This window comes from Stenotrophomonas sp. 05L44_2 (assembly GCF_056665995.1).
On record NZ_JBFTNR010000660.1, the window covers coordinates 1 to 2,329 of the forward strand.

Sequence of the window (2,329 nt, forward strand, 5' to 3'; positions counted from 1 at the left end):
CACCATGCGCACCCCAATGTCCGGGTGCGCATCGACACCGGCAATGAACACGCCGACTTTCTGCGCGGAGGATTCGATGTCGGCATCCGCTACGGTGCAGGCAACTACACCGGCGTGCGTGCTGAGCTGCTGTTGAAGGCGCCGGTATTCCCTGTGTGCTCGCCCGCGCTGCTGGCCGGCACTGCTGGCCGGCTGCAGCGGTCTGATGATCTGCGCCACTGCACGTTGTTGCACGATGAAAGTGCCACGGACCGCCCCGGCGTGCCGGCGTGGTCACACTGGCTGGAGGCCGCCGGCGCCATCAACGCCAACGCAAGCGCTGGGCCGGTCTTCCCCAGCATCTATCTTGCGCAGGAAGCGGCGGTGGCCGGCCATGGCGTGGCGCTCGGCGTGGCGCCGCTGGTGGAAGACGATCTCCGCCAAGGCAGGCTGGTGAAACCCTTCAGCCTGGAGCTGGAGAACCGTTACGCATTCTGGTTGATCCGTCGGGAGATGGCTCAGGACCGCCCCGATGTGCAGGCGTTCTGCCAATGGCTGGGTGAGGAGTGCAGTGATCGGCCATGACAGGCCCATGCGTGTCATGACGGTTCATCGGCAACAGGTGGGCCGGTCGTGTGCGCATCGCCTGCACGCATCCGGTAGTGCTCCACCCACTCCATGGTCGGTGCGATACCGCCGAAGGGAAACAGATGCGGGCTGACCTGCCCATGGGCTTCGGTCAAGCCCTCTACCAAGCGATCCACGAACACATCCGGCCCGGCCCTTCCCAGCAGGCGGCCGATGGAGATGCCGTAGCGGGACAGCATCGAGGTGCTTGCAGCGACGCCGCACATGGCCGCATAGCGTACAAGCCGCGCGATGCTGGCCGGCCCGGGAACGCCCACCAGCACCGGATGGGTGATGCCACGGGCGCGCAGTTCATTCAACCAGGCCAGAACGATATCGGCGTCGAATGCGAACTGGGTGATGACCAGCGGTGCCATGCCTCGCTCTTCGATACGCTGGCACTTGTTTTCAAGCACGCGCCACCTCTCGGCGCTGGTCATCACCGGATGGCCTTGCGGATGCCCGCCCACCCCCACGACCCTGATGCCAGCGCGCTCGAGAATGCCGCTCTCGATGATCGATGTGCTGTCGGCGAACGGCCCGGCAGGCGTGGCAAGATCGCCTGCGATCACGAAACAGCGCTCAATGCCGGCGTCGATGACGGCACGCTCGATGAAGTGCTCAAGCGCAGCCCGCGAGCCGATGCGGCGTGCGGAAAGGTGCGGCATCGGCTCGAACCCCAGTTCGCGCACCCTGCGTGCCGCGGCCAKTCGCGCAGCATCGTCCTCGCTCGGCAGGTAGGGAATGGAGATCGTCGTCCCCCGTGCAATGCGGGCGGCTTCGGCGCGCAACGCAGGCATGGCCTTGGCACTGACTTCCAATGAAAAGGCGTTGACGAAGGTCTGCGCCAATGGCTCCATGCGGCCAACGCCTGCTGACATCAGCCGGCTCCAGGCAGGTTGCCGGCGCTTGTGGAGCTGTTCCGTGCCAGTTCGACAAACGCCTGCAGGTAATCGATACCGGTATCGGCCTCACGCGCGCCCAGGTAGATCTGCTTGGGAATGCCTTTCGCACCCAGACGCACCGGTACCACGTCCATGCGGGCTGCATATTCCTCCACCAGCCAACGCGGCATGGCGGCGACGCCGCGACCGCTGGCCACCATCTGCATCATGATGTCGGTGGTTTCGATGGCCTTGTGGCGCCGGGGCGTGACCCCGGCAGGCAGCAGGAACTGGTTGTAGATATCCAGCCGCTCGAACGGCACCGGATAGCTGATGAGTACTTCCTGGCTGAGCTGGCGGGGCTTGACGTGCTCGACCGACGCCAGCGCATGGCCCTTGGCCACCACCAGCACCTGCTCGTAATCGAAGACGGGGACGAACTTCAGGCCCGGCTTCAACAGCGGGTCGGGCGTGACCAGCAGGTCGATCTCATAGCCGAACAGGGCGCCGATGCCACCGAACTGGAACTTCTGCTTGACGTCCACATCGACGTCGGGCCAGCTGGCCAGATAGGGCGAGACGATCTTCAGCAGCCACTGGTAGCAGGGGTGGCATTCCATGCCGATGCGCAGCGCGCCACGCTCGCCCTGCGCGAACTGGCCCAGCCGCTCCTCGGCCAGGTCCAGCTGCGGCAGCACCCGGTTGGCCACCGCCAACAGGTACTGGCCCGCCTGGGTCAGGCGCAGGCTGCGGCCTTCGCGCAGCCAGACGTTGGTACCCAACTGCTGCTCCAGCTTCTTCATGCTGTGGCTCAGGGCTGATTGGGTCAGGTTCAGCAC

The 2,329-nt window shown here is 65.4% G+C and carries 3 protein-coding genes; 1 reads left to right on the forward strand and 2 read right to left on the reverse strand.

Annotation, left to right across the window (positions count from 1 at the left end; genetic code table 11):
• Window positions 1-564: LysR substrate-binding domain-containing protein (locus AC1VAN_RS18910; RefSeq protein WP_480986448.1), on the forward strand; the 564-nt coding region annotated here is incomplete at its 5' end.
• Between the two features lie 14 nt (window positions 565-578).
• Here AC1VAN_RS18910 and AC1VAN_RS18915 read toward each other — a convergent pair.
• Both AC1VAN_RS18915 and AC1VAN_RS18920 read right to left on the reverse strand, forming a co-directional pair.
• Window positions 579-1,466: a methylenetetrahydrofolate reductase gene (locus tag AC1VAN_RS18915; RefSeq protein ID WP_480986450.1), complete on the reverse strand. Its 888-nt coding sequence runs from the start codon at window positions 1,464-1,466 to the stop codon at window positions 579-581.
• A 20-nt stretch (window positions 1,467-1,486) separates the two neighbouring features.
• On the reverse strand, window positions 1,487-2,329 hold an 843-nt coding region (locus AC1VAN_RS18920; RefSeq protein WP_480986449.1), incomplete at its 5' end, for a LysR substrate-binding domain-containing protein.